General features: G+C 63.9%; 13 protein-coding genes. 6 read left to right on the forward strand and 7 right to left on the reverse strand.

All coding sequences use genetic code 11. The features are described from left to right. Nucleotides 1-16: 16 nt before the first annotated feature. The 5 genes from prfB to IVB42_RS39845 all read left to right on the forward strand — a co-directional run bounded on the left by prfB (nucleotide 17) and on the right by IVB42_RS39845 (nucleotide 5253). Nucleotides 17-1148, forward strand: a protein-coding gene (gene prfB / locus IVB42_RS39825; protein ID WP_247395214.1) for a peptide chain release factor 2 whose coding sequence is annotated in 2 segments (ribosomal slippage) — nucleotides 17-85 and nucleotides 87-1148 — 1131 coding nt in all. Because the reading frame shifts where the segments join, the coding sequence is not laid out codon by codon here. After that, on the forward strand, nucleotides 1148-2029 hold the full coding sequence (locus tag IVB42_RS39830) for an NAD(P)-dependent oxidoreductase (protein WP_085353511.1): 882 nt from the start codon (nucleotides 1148-1150) through the stop codon (nucleotides 2027-2029). Before prfB ends, IVB42_RS39830 begins: the two co-directional genes overlap by 1 nt. A gap of 13 nt (nucleotides 2030-2042) precedes the next feature. Next, nucleotides 2043-2918 (forward strand): DMT family transporter, encoded by an 876-nt coding sequence (locus IVB42_RS39835; RefSeq protein WP_247395213.1) that lies wholly within the window; start codon nucleotides 2043-2045, stop codon nucleotides 2916-2918. Between the two features lie 79 nt (nucleotides 2919-2997). Next, on the forward strand, nucleotides 2998-3909 hold the full coding sequence (locus IVB42_RS39840; protein ID WP_247371047.1) for a DMT family transporter: 912 nt from the start codon (nucleotides 2998-3000) through the stop codon (nucleotides 3907-3909). Nucleotides 3910-4017: 108 nt separating this feature from the next. Continuing rightward, nucleotides 4018-5253, forward strand: a complete 1236-nt coding sequence (locus IVB42_RS39845; protein ID WP_247472133.1) for an ABC transporter substrate-binding protein — start codon at nucleotides 4018-4020, stop codon at nucleotides 5251-5253. 117 nt (nucleotides 5254-5370) lie between these two features. On the opposite strand, the gene IVB42_RS39850 is transcribed toward IVB42_RS39845, so the two are convergent. From IVB42_RS39850 to IVB42_RS39860, 3 genes are all read right to left on the reverse strand, one after another. Beyond that, complete coding sequence (locus IVB42_RS39850) at nucleotides 5371-5856, reverse strand: low affinity iron permease family protein (RefSeq protein WP_026232740.1); 486 nt, start codon at nucleotides 5854-5856, stop codon at nucleotides 5371-5373. Nucleotides 5857-5955: 99 nt separating this feature from the next. Further along, entirely contained in the window at nucleotides 5956-7314 is a 1359-nt protein-coding gene (locus IVB42_RS39855; protein ID WP_198957644.1) for a M23 family metallopeptidase, read from the reverse strand. Between the two features lie 110 nt (nucleotides 7315-7424). Then, nucleotides 7425-8117, reverse strand: coding sequence for a peroxiredoxin (locus tag IVB42_RS39860; RefSeq protein ID WP_247395269.1), 693 nt, complete (start codon nucleotides 8115-8117; stop codon nucleotides 7425-7427). A gap of 204 nt (nucleotides 8118-8321) precedes the next feature. On the opposite strand from IVB42_RS39860, the gene IVB42_RS39865 reads away from it, so the two are divergent. Continuing rightward, nucleotides 8322-12119 carry a DUF3971 domain-containing protein gene (locus IVB42_RS39865; RefSeq protein WP_247371187.1) on the forward strand — a complete coding sequence of 1266 codons (3798 nt, stop codon included), beginning with the start codon at nucleotides 8322-8324 and terminating at the stop codon, nucleotides 12117-12119. Nucleotides 12120-12252: 133 nt separating this feature from the next. Here the strand turns inward: IVB42_RS39865 and IVB42_RS39870 are convergent, their stop codons facing one another. The 4 genes from IVB42_RS39870 to tyrS all read right to left on the reverse strand — a co-directional run bounded on the left by IVB42_RS39870 (nucleotide 12253) and on the right by tyrS (nucleotide 17525). Beyond that, nucleotides 12253-13947, reverse strand: a complete 1695-nt coding sequence (locus tag IVB42_RS39870; RefSeq protein WP_247395212.1) for a methyl-accepting chemotaxis protein — start codon at nucleotides 13945-13947, stop codon at nucleotides 12253-12255. A 371-nt stretch (nucleotides 13948-14318) separates the two neighbouring features. After that, complete coding sequence (locus tag IVB42_RS39875; protein WP_018454461.1) at nucleotides 14319-14723, reverse strand: DoxX family protein; 405 nt, start codon at nucleotides 14721-14723, stop codon at nucleotides 14319-14321. 219 nt (nucleotides 14724-14942) lie between these two features. Beyond that, complete coding sequence (locus IVB42_RS39880) at nucleotides 14943-16214, reverse strand: MFS transporter (protein ID WP_085353503.1); 1272 nt, start codon at nucleotides 16212-16214, stop codon at nucleotides 14943-14945. A gap of 57 nt (nucleotides 16215-16271) precedes the next feature. Continuing rightward, the gene (tyrS, locus tag IVB42_RS39885; protein WP_018454459.1) at nucleotides 16272-17525 is read right to left on the reverse strand and encodes a tyrosine--tRNA ligase; all 1254 of its coding nucleotides are present in this window, start codon (nucleotides 17523-17525) and stop codon (nucleotides 16272-16274) included. Between the last annotated feature and the right edge of the window lie 27 nt (nucleotides 17526-17552).

Genomic DNA, 17552 nt, shown 5'->3' on the forward strand with positions numbered 1-17552 from the left:
GAGACCAGAGAACCACATGCGCGCCGAAATCGAACGGTTGGTAGAAGAGATCAAGCAGTCTGTCGGGCTGCTGAGGAGGCATCTTTGACGTCGAGAAATCGACGGCGCGCCTCGCTGAGCTGAACAAGCTCGCAGAAGATCCCAATCTCTGGAACGATCCCCAGAAAGCCCAGAAATTGATGCAGGAGCGCACCTCGCTTGAGGATGCGCTCTCCGGCATCGGCAAGGTCGAGCAGGAGCTCGAAGACGACATCGGCATGATCGAGCTCGGCGAAGCCGAGGGCGATGAGGGCGTTGTCAAGGAAGCCGAAGCCGCGCTCAAGACCCTCAAGAAGGAAGTCGCCCGGCGCGAGCTCGAGGCGTTGCTGTCGGGCGAGGCGGATAGTTTCGATTCCTATCTCGAAGTGCATGCCGGCGCCGGTGGCACCGAAAGCCAGGACTGGGCCCAGATGCTGCTTCGCATGTACTCGCGCTGGGCCGAAACCCACAGCTTCAAGGTCGAGGTGCTGGAAGAGTCCGAGGGCGAAGAGGCCGGCATCAAGTCCGCGACCATCCAGGTCTCCGGCCACAATGCCTATGGCTGGCTGAAGACCGAGGCGGGCGTGCACCGCCTGGTGCGGATCTCGCCGTTCGATTCCAACGCGCGGCGGCACACCTCGTTCTCGTCCGTTGCTGTGTTTCCGGTGATCGACGACACCATCAAGATCGACATCAAGGAATCCGACGTCCGCGTCGACACCATGCGCTCCGGTGGTGCCGGCGGCCAGCACGTCAACAAGACCGAGTCCGCGGTGCGGCTGACGCATATCCCGACCGGTGTCGCCGTGGTCTGCCAGGCCGGCCGCTCGCAGCACAAGAACAAGGCGCAGGCCTGGGACATGCTGCGCGCGCGGCTTTACCAGATCGAGCTGAAGCGGCGCGAAGAGAAGGCCGCCGCCGACCAGGCCGCCAAAACCGACATCGGCTGGGGCCACCAGATCCGCTCTTACGTGCTCCAGCCCTACCAGATGGTGAAGGACCTGCGCACGGGTGTGCAGACCTCCGACACATCAGGCGTGCTCGGTGGCGATCTCGACGACTTCATGGCCGCGACCCTGGCGCAGCGCGCCTTCGGCACTCCCGGCGCCGACATCGAGGACGTCGACTGATGCCCCGGATCGCCTTCATCGGGCTTGGGCGGATGGGCCATGGCATGGCCGGCCGCTATCTCGATGCTGGCTTCACGGTGACGCTGTGGAATCGCAGTAAAACAAAAGCGGAAGACCTGATCGCGCGCGGCGCGCTCTGGGCGACCTCGCCTGAGGACGCGGCGATCGACGCCGACGCCGTCGTGACCATGGTCGCCGATGATGAGGCCTCGCGTGCGGTCTGGCTCGGGCCCGAGGGCGCAGCCAAGACCGCGAAGGCCGGCACCATTGCGATCGAATGCTCCACCGTCTCCTATGACCATGCGCGCGAGATGGGCCGCGAGATGAACGCTCGCGGGCTGATCTATATCGATTGCCCCGTGACGGGATTGCCGGATGCGGCCGCGAGCGGAAAGCTGACGTTGCTCGTTGGTGCCGATGCCGCCGATCTCGAACGCGCGCGGCCTTATCTGACGCCGATCGGCTCGACCATCCGCCATTTCGGCGCGGTCGGCTCCGGCACGGTCTACAAGCTGATCAACAATCTGATGGGCGCGATCCAGATCGCCGGCCTCGCCGAGGGGCTTGCCATTGCCGAGCAGGCCGGGCTCGACATGAACCTCGTGCTGGAGTCGATTCAGGCGGGCGTGGCCGCGAGCCCGCAGGTGCAGCGTCATTCCAAGCGCATGGTCTCCCGCGATTTCTCCGGCGCGACATTCACGGCAGCGCTGCGGCACAAGGATGCCGCCTACGCGGTGAAGCTCGCCGAGAGCCTGCTGGCCGACAAGCCGCTGGTCGCGCGCGCCGCGGTGGAAGCCTACGCGCAAGCGAAAGCCGCGATGCCTGACGACGACGAAGGCAAGATGATCGAACTGGTGTCGCGGCCGAAGAAACCGTCCTAGCGGCCGCATCGACATGGGGCAGCCTCGTTCGGAACGCGGTCTCGGCATTGCCCTCGTCATATTAGCTGCGATTGCCTGGAGCACGGCGCCGTTCTTCACACGTCTGTTGCCGTTCGATCCCTGGACCATTCTGTTCTGGCGCGGCGTGTTCGGCGGCAGTCTGATCTCGGTGTTTCTCGTCGTGATGCAGGGACGCGGCGCGCTGCGGCAATTGGTGGCGCCGGGACGCGGCGGCTTGCTCGTCGCCTCATTGTCCACGCTCGGCATGGTTTCCTTCATCCCCGCGCTCCAGATGACCAAGGTGATGAATGTGGCTGTGCTGATCTCCACGCAGCCTTTCGTGGCCGCGGCGCTGGCGTGGCTGTGGCTTGGCGAAGCCGTAACATGGCGTACCCTGATCGCGAGCCTCGTTGCCTTTGGCGGCGTCGCCATCACGGTCGGAGGCATCGAAGCCGGGGCTGATGTTGGAGGCGTGGCGCTGAGCTGCCTCATGGTACTCGCCATCTCGGCGATGACGGTTGTGATCCGACGCTACCAGGAGACATCGATGGTGGCAGCGGCGGCGTTGTCGAATTTCCTGGGAAGCCTCGTCAGCCTTCCGTTTGCGCACGACCTCGTCCATATCGACAGCGCCAACCTCGCGATCCTCGCGATGTTCGGCTGCTTTCAGGTGGCGCTGGGGCTGACATTCTACATGCTCGGCTCGCGCCTCCTGCCGTCGAGCCAGGCTTCCCTGATTGCGACGCTGGAAACGCCGCTGATGCCGTTCTGGATCTGGATTACCTTTCGGGAGGTACCTGCCGTCCACGCCCTTGTTGGCGGTGTTCTGGTCGTTGGGGCGGTGGTTGCGGATATCGCGGTTGACGCGCGAAGTCGCGATCGATCCTGAATCTCGCCCTTTACCCGGAAATCGGGTGGCAATTTTGGTCGCGCAGTCCTAGCAGGTCGGACCATCGCTGTGAGACGCCATGTCCCCGATCGACAACCGTATCGACGCGCGCGACTGGTCGCTGCTCGCTGTGCTCTCGGCGCTCTGGGGCGGCTCGTTCTTCTTCAACGGCGCGGCGCTGCGGGAATTGCCGCCGCTCACGCTGGTGTTTATGCGCGTTGCACTTGGTTCAGCCCTTCTGCTGCCGCTGCTCCGTTTTCAGGGCATCGCCTTTCCCAAGGGCATCGCCGGCTGGAAACCATTCGTCGCGATGGGGCTCCTCAACAACGTCATCCCGTTCTCGCTGATCGTGATCGGCCAGACTTTCATTCCAAGCGGGCTGGCGTCGGTCCTGAATGCCACCACGCCGCTGTTCACGGTGATCGTGATGGCCGCGGCGGGCGAAGAGGCCTTACGGCTCCGCCGCGTCGCCGGCGTAGCACTGGGCCTCGCCGGCGTGATCATCCTGCACGGATGGGGTGTCGAGACACGGGCGGGGCAGGGGCTGGGCATCCTGCTCTGCCTCGGCGGCGCCTTCAGCTATGGCTTCGCGGCGCTGGCGGCGCGCCGGTTGTTGAAGGACTCCCCGCCGCTGGGGACGGCAGCATATCAACTGATGGCTTCCACGGTGATGATGGCGATCGTGGCCGGCGCAGCGGAGCAGCCGTGGCGTCTCCCGCTGCCGGGCGTGACGATTTGGCTCGCGGTGCTCGGCCTTGCCGGCCTGTCGACGGCGCTCGCCTATATCGTCTTCTTCCAGATCCTGCGGCGGTCGGGCGCGACCAATGTGATGCTGGTGACACTGCTCATTCCCGTCACCGCCATTCTTCTGGGATGGCTTGTGCTGGGCGAGCCGATCTCGATGCGAGAGATCGCGGGCGCCATCGTGATCGGCAGCGCATTGCTGGTGATCGACGGGCGCGTTCTGAACCTGCTGCGGCGCGGCACATAGTTCCAGAGCCGCCGTTTCATCTTACGGAAAATCGTGGCGCTTGCCAGCAGAGAGCCACCTTGCGACACTCTCAGCAAAACAAGACTATAAAACACAGGGGAGAGAACGATGCCGGGTCGTCGCAATAGCCTTGCTGCCCTCGCCATTCTAGCTGCCGGCGCGCTCGTCACGACACCGGCCCTGGCGCAGAAAAAATACGACCCCGGCGCCACCGACACCGAAATCAAGCTCGGCAATATCATGCCCTATAGCGGGCCGGCGTCGTCCTATGGCGTGATCGGCAAGACCGAGGCAGCGTTTTTCAAGATGATCAACGATCAGGGCGGCATCAACGGGCGCAAGATCAATTTCATCAGCTATGACGACGCATATTCGCCGCCAAAGGCGATCGAGCAGGCGCGCAAGCTGGTGGAGAGCGACGAGGTGTTGCTGATCTTCCAGCCGCTCGGCACGCCTTCGAACTCCGCCATCATGAAATACATGAACGCCAAGAAGGTGCCGCAGCTCTTCGTCGCCTCCGGCGGCACCAAATTCGGCGACCCCAAGAATTTCCCTTGGACCATGGGCTTCCAGCCGAACTACCAGAGCGAGGGGCGGATCTACGCGAAGTATATCCGCGACAACTTTCCGAACAGCAAGATCGCCGTTCTTTGGCAAAACGACGACGCCGGCAAGGACCAGTTCAAGGGCTTGAAGGACGGACTCGGCGACAAGGCCGATATGATCATCGCCGACAAATCCTATGAGGTCAGCGATCCCTCGATCGACTCGCAGATCGTTGCGCTTCACGATTCCGGCGCCGACATCTTCTTCTCATGGGCCGCGCCGAAAGGCTCGGCACAGGCGATCCGGAAGGTCGGCGAGCTCGGCTGGAAGCCAAAATTCTTCCTCGCCAATACGGCTACCTCGATCGCCTCGGTGCTCAAGCCCGCCGGGCTCGACTGTGCCAAGGATATCATCTCGACAGCATATTTGAAGGATCCGACCGACCCGACCTGGGACAAGGATCCGGCGGTCGTCGCGTGGCGCACCTTCATGGATAAGTACTATCCCGAAGGGGACAAGACCAACGCCAACAACCTTTATGGCTACGTCCAGGCGGAGGCGATGGCGCAGGTGCTGAGGCAGTGCGGCGACAATCTCACCCGTGACAACGTGATGAAGCAGGCCACCAGCCTGAAGGATTTTCACACCGACCTGATGCTGCCCGGGATCATGGTCAACACTTCGGCCGACGATTATTTTCCGATCGAGCAGATGCAGCTGATGCGCTTCAACGGCCAGGCTTGGGAGTTGTTCGGCGACGTCATCACCGGTGAGGTCGGCCACGAGCGCGGCCAATAGTCAGGGCTGGCTCCGCGGCGGGCCAGTTGCCTGGTGTGATGAAGACGGGGCGAGCCTGCCGAAGCGTTGCGATTGCGAACGAAGCTGCGCACCTCGTCGTTCCCGGCATCCGTCCGCTTATTCGGTGACGAGATCGGCGGCGCGTTTCGCCTTCTTGCCGGTATTCTTGACTGTCTCGTCTCCGACCTTTTCGGCCTTGGCGCGAAGCTCACATTTGGTGCGGATCTCGTCGAGCTCGTCGTCGGTCAAATGCTCAATTCCCACGAAGGAATTTTGCACCGCGCTCACCCGGATCAGTTCGTCGAGCTTCACCTGAATGGCCGCGCTATCGCGATTCTGGGAATTCTGAATCAGGAAGACCATCAGGAATGTCACGATGGTGGTGCCGGTGTTGATCACCAACTGCCATGTGTCGGAGTAATGGAAGATGGGACCGGTGACCGCCCAAACCAGGATGATGCCGGCTGCAATCATGAATGTCAGCGCTCGCCCGGCCGCTTGAGATGTTCGGTTAGCAATATCGCTGAAGAGTTGAGCCGCGTTGTTACGTGGCTGGTCCGCTTTGCCCTTGGCCGGACGAGCTTTCGTATGGATCTGTTGCATCAGAAGATCGCGCCATTGAGGACCTGCGACCTAACGCGGATGGAACTCCGAAGTTCCGCCATGTAAACCTGGGACGAGACGAGCGCGCTCTCAACGAGCCTAGCCCGCGCTGAGTCGCACGCCGGCGCGCAAGAACTTCTGCGGATCGACCGCTTCGCCGTCGATCCGGGTTTCATAGTGCAGATGCGGCCCGGTGGAACGGCCGGTCGACCCGACGAGACCAACGACCTGGCCGATTCTAACGATCTCGCCGACCCGGACATTGATCTCGGAGAGATGGCCGTAGCGCGTCGCAAGGCCATTGCCGTGATCGACCTCGATCATGCGGCCGTAGCCGCCGGACCAGCCGGCCGAGACGACCTTGCCGTTGGCGGTGACGCGAACGGGATCGCCGCTCGCGGCGCGGAAGTCGAGCCCGGTATGCATCGCGGGCCGGCCGAGGAACGGATCGCTGCGCACGCCGAAGCCGGAGGTGAACTCGACCTCGCCGATGACGGGCTTGCGATAGGGCACGAGCGCGAGCGTGCGATTGAGCCGGTCCATCTCGGCTCGGGTGTTGTTGATGCGATAGAGCTGCTTCTCGAACGGCCCCGAACTGGCGGTGATTTTAACAGGCACGAACGGCCCGCCCATCGCGGTGCGCGGCACGGCGGCTTCGAGATTTGCGAGGTTCAGGCCGAGATCGCTGACGACGCCGCGCATCCGGCGCATGCGCGAATCCATGCCTTCCTCGACGGCGTTGAGCGCCGCCATCTGGCGACGCTCGACCTGGTCCAGCGAGGTCGTGAGCCGAACGACGACGTTGTCGAACCCCTGGTTCTTGGCGAATTGATTGACGGGCGGAGCTGCGAGGGTCGGCGCGCGCGATTCGAGCCGCGCTTCGCGATCCGGCGGCGCCACGAAGATCACGGTGTCGCTGATCGGCGAGGGCTTTGGCGTGCCCTGCGTCGTCTGGCTGGCATCGCCACGCTGCGGGGTGGAACGTGGAATCGATCCGGTCACGTCCGGCATGGACCCGAGCGCCGTGGCACGGGACTCCAGCGCCGTCTGGCGCTTCATGATCTGGTCGAGCTTCTGGTCGAACTGCTCCTGGTCGAGCAGCTGCCGGCTAGTGGTGCGGTCGACCTTGGCGCGCAGCTCGGCGATGCGGTCCTCATAGGCGTATTGCATCTCGGCCTGCCGGGCGATCAGCCGGGTGAGGACGTCGTCGCGGAAGGCGAAATAGGTCGCGGTTGCGGCCGACCAGAGCCCGAGCAACACGACAGTGCCGACCACGATCCAGAACACCACAGGTCCCAGGCGAACCTGCTTGCCGTGATGCACGATGGTGTAGGCGTCGTCGGTGTCCGGAAGGGGAAGCGCGGTTGCCACTGCGGCGGCACGGCGATGAAAGGCCCGTCCATGGTCGTGCGGGTGATGTTGGGGGTACTGCGAGAGTTGGGCAGAACTTTTCGACATCGGCACTCCCGCGCCGATCGGATGAGTCCGTTCGGCCTAATTGCCGCGGCAATCTGGGCCGGTCATGGTTAATTTTCCGGAAACGGAACCCCTTGAATTTAAATGATTGGTTAAAGGCTCCTTGCGGCTTCCAGCACCTCGTCGGCGTGGCCTTCGACCCGGACATTGCGCCAGATCCGCGCGATCTTGCCGTCGGCGCCAAGCAGCATCGTGGTGCGAAGAATTCCCAGGAAGTTCTTGCCATACATGGACTTTTCGCCCCAGGCGCCGTAGGCCTCCAGCATCTCGTGCGTCTCGTCCGAGATGAGGGGCACGCCGAGACCGTGCTTGTCCCGGAACTTGTCCTGAGCCTTGACCGGATCGGCGGAGATACCGAGCACGGCGGTGCCAGCCTTGGCGAAGGCGCCGGTGAGCCGGGTGAAATCGATGGCCTCCCTGGTGCAGCCCGGCGTGTCGGCGCGGGGGTAGAAGAACAGGACCAGCTTCTGGCCGGTATAATCCGACAGCGCGACGACGCCGCCGCCGTCGCGGGGCAGGCGGAAGGCGGGAGCCTTCTGCCCCTCAGCCAAGCCGGCCTTCGCCGCCGTTTCAGGCGCGAATGCCGATTTGGAAGAATTTAACCGTTTCGATGCGGCCTTATGCGATGCTGTCTTTGCTATGGTCCCAGTTGATTTGCTCGCCGGTGTCCGCTGTGTTTTTGCGGACTTGGTTTGAGTCGCAGCCCGCGCTTTCACGGGCGTCTTTTTAGCCGTCGGAGTGACGGAGGGCGTTTTGGACGATTTCTTTTGGGATTTCTTGGACATACGCCTTCCTTTCGTCGCTTTCGGCGGGTCAACCAAAGCGGTATTGCAGCCCTTTTCCGCTATGCCGGAATCGTGCCCTCGGCGGGGCGAGTCTGACGACGCCGGAGTCTGGTTACAAGGAATTCCACGCACCACCCCACTGCTCGTTGAACGCGCTCCCGGGGCGACATGACGAACAGAAGGAATATTCGAGGTATGGCGGCAATGCCGGCGCGGGAAGCTTCGCTTCCCGTCGACGGCTGCGGCCCCGGCGGCGCTCAATCCCACGACGGGCGCCTGTATCGAGAGGCAATGGCAAGGAATACGTCGCCCCAGGATTACAATCGGGATTTGGATCGGCGCGGCAGCCAACCAGAGCAGCAGCAATGGGACGACGCCGACTGGGATCCGGATCAGGAAGCGGCGGCGGGCCATCGGGCGCGCCGGCTGTTGTCGCGTTCCAATTCGGGCTTCCATCGCTTCGCTGACGGGTTTGGGCCGTTGCGCCGCTGGTTGGGCGGCGGTCGCTGGCTGAAGCGCGTGGCCGTGGTCGTCGGTGTCCTGGTCGTCATCTTCGTCGGCTGTTTCGGCGCGCTGTGGTGGCGGCTCGGCGCCGGTCCCATCAATCTCGACATTGCGACGCCGTGGCTCGCGGCCGCGATCGAGGACAATATCGGTCACGGCAACACCGTGGAGGTCGGCGGCACGCAGATCGAGCGGGCCGGGCGGATCCGCATCGCCGTGCGCATCCGTGATATCGTCGTGCGCGACCACGATCACGTCATTGTCGCCACCGCGCCGAAGGCCGAGGTGAAGCTGTCGGGTGCGGGCCTGCTGATGGGGCATCTGCGCGCCGAAAGCCTCAACCTCGTCGATGCCGAGCTCGCAATCCGGATCGCGCCTGACGGCACCGTCACGGTATCGGCCGGCGACACCGCAAAGCCGCTCGCAACCGGCGTCGCCTCCAAAAGGGACGCGGGACTGCCGCCGACTTTCCCGCGCAACGGTGTGCCACCGCCGCCATTCGCCACCGAGCCTGCGACCTCCGACGCACCGCAAGCCGCGCCCCAGGCCACGTCCCCGACTGGCATTCTTCAGGGCCTCGACTGGCTCGACAGTCTGAGCATGACCGGCCTCGACGGCCAGAATCTCAACGAGATCGGCCTGAAGAACGGCAATCTGATCGTCGACGACCAGCAGCGCGGCAGCAAATGGACGTTTGAGAACATCACGCTCAGCCTGCGCCGACCGAGCCGTGGCGGCGTCGCGCTCAGCCTCGGTGAAGAGGGCGCGCGTCCGTGGTCGTTGCGTGCCACGATCGGCCCCACCGAGAACGGCGTGCGCTCGGTCGATATCCGCGCCGACAAGGTCTCGACCGCCAACATCCTGCTGGCGCTGCGGGTGAAGGACCTCACCTACACCGCCGACCTGCCGCTGACCGGCGAGATCAAGGGCGAGCTCGGCCGCGACGGCGTGCCGACTTTCTTTCGCGGCAAGATCACGGTCGGTGCGGGCAACATCATCGACACCGATACGCCCGATTATCCGATGGCGATCGACTCGGCCGAGATCAATGTCGAGTGGGACGCCAACCGGCGGGTGCTGGTCGCTCCGTTCAAGGTCCTCTCGGGCGCGAACCGCCTGACGCTTCTGGCTCATGTCGAGCCGCCCAACGGCACCGTCAATGACTGGCAGCTCGGTTTCAGCGGCGGTTCGATCCTGCTCGCCGGCATCGACAACGAGCCGCCGCTGGTCTTCAACCGCATTGCGATCGGCTTCCGCTTCGATACCGACCACAAGAGGCTGCTGTTGACCCAGGCCGATATCTCCAACGGAGAGATCGGCGTCGCCGGCACCGGTGCCATCGACTATTCGGGCGAGCCGCGGCTGACATTGGGTTTCGCGGGAACGCCGATGTCGGCCTCCGCGCTCAAGCGGATGTGGCCGACCCTTGTCGTTCCCGAGTTGCGCGAATGGGTGATCGAGCGGATCGAGCGTGGAACGCTCCAGCGCATCGAGATCGGCGTTAATTCACCGACGAAGAATCTTCCGCGCAAGGGCCCACCCATTCCCGACGACGGCTTGTCGGTCAATATCGTGGCGAGCGGTGTCACGGTTCGCCCCGTCGATGGCCTGCCGGTGGTGCACGATGCCGATTTGAAGGCGCGCGTGACCGGCCGCACCGCGACGGTGAACATCGGGCAGGGCATTGCCGATACGCCGGCGGGCCGCAAGGTCACGATTTCCGACTTCGTCTTCGAGGTGCCCGATATGGCGCCCAAGCCGTCGCCGTCGCGGACGAGGTTTCGTGTCGAAGGTCCGGTGCCTGCGGCCGCCGAAATGCTTTCCAACGATCGCTTGAGCGATCTGTCGTCGACCGTCATCGATCCCAATACCAGCAAGGGGACGTTCTCGGCGAACGTCCAGCTTGGGCTGCCGGTCAAGGGCGAGCTGACCAAAGCCGACACCACCTACAGCGTTACGGCCGATCTCAACGGTTTTGGTGCCGACAAGCTGGTGATGAACCAAAAGCTGGAGGCCAACAACCTCAAGATCGTCGCGAGCAACCAGGGCTATCAGGTCAAGGGCGACGTCAAGATCAACGGGCAGGCGGCCTCGCTCGATTACCGCAAGCCGGCCGAGGGCGATGCGGACGTCAAACTGCAGACCACGCTGGACGATGCGAGCCGCGCGCGCCTCGGATTCGATCTGGGTCCCGCCGTCAGCGGATCGGTGCCGATCAAACTGTCGGGCAAGATCGCCGGGGGACCCGACCAGACGACGAAGCTCGGCATCGAGGCCGACCTGACCTCGGTCAAGCTCGACAACATCCTGCCCGGCTGGGTCAAGCTGCCGGGAAGAGCGGGCAAGGCCAGCTTCAAGGTGGTGCCGACGGCGCAATCGACGCGTCTGGAGGACATCGTCATCGAAGGCGGCGGCGCCTCGATCAAGGGGTCGCTCGAGGTCGATGCCAACGGCGAGCTCATGAACGCGAACTTCCCGACCTACGCGCCATCCGACGGCGACAAGGCCTCACTGAAAGTGGAGCGCAGCCAGGACGGCGTGCTCAAGGGTACGATGCGCGGCGACGTATTCGACGGCCGCGGCTTCCTGAAGTCGGCGATCTCAGGCAATTCAAAGGACGATGCCAAGAGCAAGACGAAGAACCTCGATTTCGACATCGACGTGAAGCTCGGCGCCGTCATGGGTTTCAACGGCGAGGCGATGCGCAGCGTCGACGCCAAGATGTCGCGGCGCAATGGTGCGGTCAAAGCCTTCACGCTGAGCGGCAGGATCGGAAAAGACACGCCCGTGGCCGCCGACCTGCGCGGCGGCCGCGCCCAGGGCAACCGCGAGGTGATCTATCTCCAGACCAGCGATGCCGGCAACTTCCTGCGCTTCACAGACACCACCAACAAGGTCTTCGGCGGCCAGATGGTGGTGGCGATGGAGCCGCCGACGTCCGAGCCTACGACACGGGAAGGACTGATCAATGTGCGTGACTTCTCGGTCAAGGGAATGGAGCAACTCGATCGCGTCGCGGCGGGGGCTCCCAACGGCGCCCAGAACGGCGTAGCCTTCACGGCGATGCGTGCGGAGTTCACGCGGCAGAACGGCGCGCTCACGATCCGGGACGGCGTGGTCAAGGGGCCGATGATCGGCGCCACCATCGAGGGCTCAATCGACTTTCCCGGCAACCAGGTTTGTATGAGCGGCACCTTCGTCCCGATGTACGGCGTCAACAACATCTTCGGCCAGATCCCGTTGTTCGGCATCTTCCTCGGCGGCGGCAACAATGAAGGATTGATCGGCGTGACCTACGAGGTCGTCGGCACGCCGGCAGCGCCCGTAATGCGCGTCAACCCGATTTCGGCGATGGCACCCGGTCTGTTCCGCAAGATCTTCGAATTCAACACCGGCAAACAGAACTCGCCGTTCGAGGAATTCCCGTCGCAGTCGAACGATGGCTCGACCGGATCGACGCGCCAGCTATCGAGCGGGTGCACCCTCGCGCGGCGATAGCGAAGGGGCTGCCGACTTCGTCATGCCCGGGCCTGTCCCGGGCATCCACGAACTTTATGTCCATAAGCAAGTAGAACGTGGATGGCCGGGACAAGCCCGGCCATGACGACGTGCTGGCTTTGGTGCCTGCCGTTTACGCCGCGCGCACGCCCGCCAGGAAAGTCCCGACTTCGCCAGAGAGCTGCTCGGCCTGCTTGGAGAGGTTTGAGGCTGCTGCGAGCACCATGCCTGCGGCATTGCCGGTCTCGTTCGCTGCCGTACTGACGCCCCCGATATTGGTGGTGACTTCCTGGGTTGCCTCGGCCGTCTGGGAGACGCTGCGGGCGATCTCGGCGGTGGCGGCGCCTTGCTCCTCGATGGCGGCGCCGATCGAGGTGGCGATCCGGCTGACCTCCTCGATGGTGGCGGTGATGCCGCCGATGGCGTCTACCGCTTCCTTGGTCGCGCCCTGGATCTGGGCGATCTTGTCGCCGATCTCGCGGGTGGCTTCGGCAGTCTGGCTCGCCAGCGACTTCACCTCCGAAGCGACGACAGCAAAGCCGCGGCCGGCTTCGCCGGCGCGTGCTGCCTCGATGGTGGCATTGAGCGCGAGCAGATTGGTTTGCGCCGCGATGCTGGAAATCAGCTCGGCGACGTGCTCGATCTGCTGGGCGCCGTCCGAGAGGGCGCGCACGATGGTGTCGGTGCGGCGTGCGCTGTCCACGGCACGGCCGGTGACCACGGCGGACTGCGCGACCTGACGGCTGATCTCGGTGATGGAGGAGGAGAGCTCCTCGGCCGCGGCCGCGACCGTCTGGACGCGCTGGCTGGCTTCGGTGGCGGCCGAGCCGACGACGGCGGCGCGGCGGTTGGTGCCTTCCGCGGTCGACGACATCGACTTGGCGGTGACCTCCAGCTCGCCGGAGCCCGAGGCCATCAGGCCGACGAGCTGGCCGACGGAGGCATCGAACCGGTCGGCAAGCGAGATCAGCGCGTCGCGCTTCTCCTGTTCGCTGCGGCTCTTGGCGGCGACCTGCTCGGCCTCCAGCTTGCGCGCGGTCAGCGCGGTCTGCCTGAGCACTTCGAGGGTCTCGGCCATGCGGCCGATCTCGTCGCCGCGACCGGTCTCCTCGACCGCCGTGTCGATGGCGCCTTCGGAAATGGCCTGCATGCGGTTCTTCTGGCGATCGAGCGCGCCGAGCACGTCGCGGGCGATCAGCCAGGACAATGTCGCCATCAGCAGCATCAAGCCGATGCCGATCGCCCCCAGCTCCAGCGTCAAGGCTCGCACGTCGGCGTCGATGTCGTCGACATAGAGGCCGTAGCTGATCGTCGCGTTCCAGGGCGCGAATTTGCGCGCGAAAACGGTCTTGCGGACGGGCTCCGTCTGGCCGGGGCGGGGGTAGAGATATGAGGTTACGCCGCCCTGAGCAGCCTGGTTGCCGGCCGTTACGATCGCATCTGCGATGAGGACACCGTTGGAGTCCTTGGCGCCCGTGATCTTGCCTTCGAGCTGCTGGTTCGCGCCGTTGATCAGGATCGAGGTATCGGCGTTATAGACCACCGGATAGCCTTGGCCGCCATTGAAGCTCATGCGGCGGCCGCGCAGATGGAACTGGATTTTCGCTTCGGCCTGCGTCAGCTTGCCGGCGCCGACCTCCTCTTCGAGTGATTGGGCGAGGTTGTGGAGCATGTCGACCGCGGTCCGCATCTGCTGAACGCGATCCTCCAGCATGCGGCTCTTGCTGAGCACGGACGACACCCCGATGATGGCCGTGACCGTGAGTGCCGAAAGACAGACCATGCTGGCGAGCTTGGTGCGGATCTTGAGGTGACTCAGCAGCTTCATCACGGCCTCGACGGAATGGTTATTGTTGCTCGCGTCGGTAGCATGAAATTCTTACCAATCATGAATGGACGCGTGCGACGGCTGCCGCGCAAGCGGCGTGCGCAAACATGCAGGTCGTCATGCGCTTCTCGGGCGCATGGCGCGTCAACTCGGAGAAAAATCGTGTGGGTCTTTAGTCGCGACCTAATCCGTTGGGAGCGGCAATGAACCGATTCGTTCACCGCCTCATCATGTCGATGCTGCTGGTCGCGGTCCTCGTCCTGGTCTGGAACGTGCTGGGCTCGCGCTGAGATGGCACCCGTGAACATACGGATGCCATCTCTTCATTCGCGAATCAATCGCTGACGCCTCAGCGCCGCGCGAACGCGCCGCTAGTCCTTGCCCATCGCCGCATCGGCGCTGACCGAGCCGCCGCCGGCTGCCGAGAGGTAGAGGCAGGCGAAGCAGAACAGGATCGCCGCGGTGCCACCATTGAGCAGCGGCAGGAACACCGGCGTTTCGCCCTTGAACATGTGCCCCATGAAATAGGCGAAGGCCATCTCACCCGAGAGGATGAATGCCGCGAGGCGGGTGAACAGGCCGATCATCAGCAACGCGCCAAGCACGAGCTCAAGCGTACCGGCTGCGTAGATGATCGGCGGGATGTTTGCGAAGTAGGGAAGCACCGGAAACTTGAACAGCTTGGCGACACCGTACTGGAACAGCAGCAGGCCGGTGATGAAGCGAAACAGGCTCAAGAGAACCGGTTGAAAGCGAACGAGATAGGGAAAGTTCATTGGTTTGTGCCCTCCATCCAATGCTGCGACTAGGACCGCATTCAGTTCCGCCCTGCAAGCCGCCCAAGGGCAATTTGCGCTGACATTTTTGTCATGTCGGACAAAACACCGCAGGAAGGACTTTCAGCCGCGTGCGATCCACATCTTCGTAGCTGTTCGCGTCGTGCCCATCCGTAATTTCCCGGTGACGCGAATGCGCTCAAGTTACCTTCAGGAGACCTACCGCCGCAAGGCGGGCACGACCAGGAACGGGATCATCCCGAGCACCACGCTCGCGAGTGCGAAGGCGAGCAGCGCGTTGTAGCCATGGGTCGCGTCATGGATCAGGCCGCCGCTCCAGGAGCCGAAAGCCGAGCCGAGCCCGCTGCCGATCGAGATGGTGCCATAGATGGTGCCGACGCGCTTGCCCCCAAAGATCTTCATCGCGGTCGCCGTGATCAGCGGTCCACGTGAGCCCATCATGCTGCCGAAGCAGACCACGAATCCGGTGAGCAGGAGGAAATTGGCGGAGTATTGCAACAGCCACAGCAGGAAGATGCCGAGGATCGAGATCGCGTAGCTGAGCAGCACCGACGGCCGGCGACCGATCAGGCCGTCGAGCGCGGACACGCCTAGCATGCCAAACACCAGCACGATGCCGGAGAAGCCCCAGGCCGTGGCGGCCTGCAGCGGTGGAAAGCCGGCATCGATCAAATAGGCCACGATCTGGGCGGCGATCGCATACATGCCGACCGCGGTGAAGAAGAATGTCGAGAAAAGCGCCCAGAAGGCGTGATGGCGCATCGCGCTCGGAAGGGTCCAGCCGTGATCGACGAAATCCGGATCGGTCTTCTTCGCGATCTGCGGCGAGCCCGAGGCGAACAGCCGCCATGGCAGCAGCATGAGCGGCACCAGCAGGCCGAGCGCGGCGAAGCCGAACAGCTGGTAGGTTTCGCGCCACCCCAGATGATCGATCAAAAGCTGCGAGGCCGGCAGCAGCGCCAGCACGCCGCCACCCATGGCCGAGTAGACCACCGCCATCGCGGTCGGGAGTTTTGGGCCGAACCAGCGGCCCAGCAGGATCGAGTTCGGCACATTGCCGATGAAGGCGACGCCAATGCCGACGCAGAGTCCGATCGAGAGCTGGAACTGCCAGAGTGACTGCGCGTGGCTTGCGATCAGGAAGGCCGAGCCGAGCAGCAAAAGCCCCAGTGCATAGACGATGCGCGGTCCGGAATGATCGAACAGGCGCCCGACCAACGGCGCCGTCAGTCCGCTGACGAGCCAGGTCAGCGAATAGATCGAGACCACTTGGGCGCGATCCCAGCCAAAGTTTTCCGAGATCGGCTTCAGGAAGACGGTGAAGCTTTCGCTGAGGCCGCGGCCGAGCACGGCGAGTGTGAAGCAGAGCGCGAGCACCACCAGCGCGGTGCGCACGACGCCCTGCGGCGTCGCCGTGACGCGTTCCCTGGTCGCTTGCTTGGACTGTTCCTCTAGCGTGTTCTGGTCCATTGCCGATCAGGGAGCGCGCTTCAGCGCGCCCTGACAAGCAGCGAAAAGCTCATACGCCTATGCAGGCCTCAGGAGGATGTGCTTCTTCTTGCCGAACGACAGCTTGACCACGCCTTCCGGCGTCAGGTCGGCCGCCGACAACGCCATCTTCTCGTCGGTGACGGGCTCGTCATTGACGCGCAGGCCGCCGCCCTTGATCTGGCGCCGTGCTTCGCCGTTGGAGGCAACGAGGCCCGCCTTGACGAAGGCGTTGAGCACGCCGAGGCCGGCGTCGAACTCGCCGCGCGGAATTTCCACGGTCGGCAGGCTCTCGGCCAGCGCGCCTTCCTCGAAGGTGCGGCGCGCGGTCTCGGCCGCCTCGTTCGCTGCGTCGCGGCCATGCAGGAGCGCGGTCGCCTCGGTGGCGAGCACCTTCTTGGCCTCGTTGATCTCGGAGCCTCCGAGCGCCTCGAGCTTCCTGATCTCGGTCATTGGCAGCGTCGTGAACAGCTTGAGGAACTTGCCGACGTCGGCGTCTTCGGTGTTGCGCCAGTACTGCCAGAAATCATACGGCGAGAACTGGTCGGCGTTGAGCCAGACCGCGCCCTGAGCGGTCTTGCCCATCTTGGCCCCCGACGCCGTCGTCAGCAGCGGCGTCGTCAGGGCGAACAGCTGATGCGTGCCCATGCGGCGGCCGAGATCGACGCCCATGATGATGTTGCCCCACTGGTCGGAGCCGCCCATCTGCAAGTTGCAGCCGGTCCGCCTGGCGAGCTCGACGAAGTCGTAGGCCTGGCAGATCATGTAGTTGAACTCGATGAAGCTCATCTCCTGCTCGCGCTCGAGGCGCAGGCGCACGGAGTCCATCGTCAGCATGCGGTTGACCGAGAAATGCCGCCCGACGTCGCGCAGCATCTCGATGTAGTTGAGCTTTGTCAGCCACTCGGCATTGTCGAGCATGATGGCGTCGCTCTTGCCCCCGCCATAGCGCAGCACCTTTGCGAACACGCCGCGGATCGATTCCTTGTTGGCCTCGATCTCGGCGACGGTGCGGATCGCGCGCGTCTCGTCCTTTCCGGAGGGATCGCCGACCATGGTTGTGCCGCCGCCCATCAGCGTGATCGGCTTGTTGCCGGACTGCTGCAGCCAGTGCAGCATCATCATGGTCAGGTAGTTGCCGATGTGCAGCGAGCGGGCGGTGCAATCGTAACCGACATAAGCCGTCGCCTCGCCCTTGGCGGCGAGGGCGTCCAGCCCCTCGAAATCGGAGCATTGGTGGATGAATCCACGTTCCTGCAGCGTATTGAGGAAATCCGATTTGAATGCAGTCATTTGTCGGCGCGCCTGACAATTCTTGGT

Source organism: Bradyrhizobium sp. 45, assembly GCF_023073155.1.
GTDB classification, from domain to species: domain Bacteria; phylum Pseudomonadota; class Alphaproteobacteria; order Rhizobiales; family Xanthobacteraceae; genus Bradyrhizobium; species Bradyrhizobium canariense_D.

Excerpts from the sequence above, each read along its gene's own strand:
- IVB42_RS39830 (WP_085353511.1), top strand. The coding sequence starts at position 1,148 with ATGCCCCGGATCGCCTTCATCGGGCTTGGGCGGATGGGCCATGGCATG.
- IVB42_RS39835 (WP_247395213.1), top strand. The coding sequence starts at position 2,043 with ATGGGGCAGCCTCGTTCGGAACGCGGTCTCGGCATTGCCCTCGTCATA.
- IVB42_RS39840 (WP_247371047.1), top strand. The coding sequence starts at position 2,998 with ATGTCCCCGATCGACAACCGTATCGACGCGCGCGACTGGTCGCTGCTC.
- IVB42_RS39845 (WP_247472133.1), top strand. The coding sequence starts at position 4,018 with ATGCCGGGTCGTCGCAATAGCCTTGCTGCCCTCGCCATTCTAGCTGCC.
- IVB42_RS39850 (WP_026232740.1), bottom strand. The coding sequence starts at position 5,856 with ATGCAACAGATCCATACGAAAGCTCGTCCGGCCAAGGGCAAAGCGGAC.
- IVB42_RS39855 (WP_198957644.1), bottom strand. The coding sequence starts at position 7,314 with ATGTCGAAAAGTTCTGCCCAACTCTCGCAGTACCCCCAACATCACCCG.
- IVB42_RS39860 (WP_247395269.1), bottom strand. The coding sequence starts at position 8,117 with ATGTCCAAGAAATCCCAAAAGAAATCGTCCAAAACGCCCTCCGTCACT.
- IVB42_RS39865 (WP_247371187.1), top strand. The coding sequence starts at position 8,322 with ATGCCGGCGCGGGAAGCTTCGCTTCCCGTCGACGGCTGCGGCCCCGGC.
- IVB42_RS39870 (WP_247395212.1), bottom strand. The coding sequence starts at position 13,947 with ATGAAGCTGCTGAGTCACCTCAAGATCCGCACCAAGCTCGCCAGCATG.
- IVB42_RS39875 (WP_018454461.1), bottom strand. The coding sequence starts at position 14,723 with ATGAACTTTCCCTATCTCGTTCGCTTTCAACCGGTTCTCTTGAGCCTG.
- IVB42_RS39880 (WP_085353503.1), bottom strand. The coding sequence starts at position 16,214 with ATGGACCAGAACACGCTAGAGGAACAGTCCAAGCAAGCGACCAGGGAA.
- tyrS (WP_018454459.1), bottom strand. The coding sequence starts at position 17,525 with ATGACTGCATTCAAATCGGATTTCCTCAATACGCTGCAGGAACGTGGA.